Annotated in this window: 1 pseudogene; it reads left to right on the top strand. The window is 70.9% G+C overall.

What is annotated here, in order from left to right:
* Position 1: 1 nt before the first annotated feature.
* Positions 2–193, top strand: a pseudogene (locus JL475_RS39600) (transposase); the annotation flags it as partial.
* Positions 194–223: the final 30 nt, after the last annotated feature.

Below are 223 nucleotides of genomic sequence, written 5' to 3'. Positions count from 1 at the left end.
GATCCGCCGCATCGCCGAACAGCTCGATGTCCACCCCGAGGCCCTGCGGACCTGGGTGAAGCGGGCCGAGACCGACGAGGGCCTGCGCGAGGGCACCACCAGCGCCGACGCCGCCCGGATCGCCGAGCTGGAACGCGAGAACAAGGAACTACGCCGGGCCAACGCCATCCTGAAGTCCGCCTCGGCTTTCTTCGCCGCGGAGCTGGACCGCCCACTGCGCTGA

The organism is Streptomyces sp. M2CJ-2, from assembly GCF_016757295.1.
Taxonomy (GTDB): Bacteria; Actinomycetota; Actinomycetes; order Streptomycetales; family Streptomycetaceae; genus Streptomyces.
The sequence above is the reverse complement of the archived record's forward strand: the minus strand, read 5'-3'. Positions and strand labels throughout refer to the sequence as shown.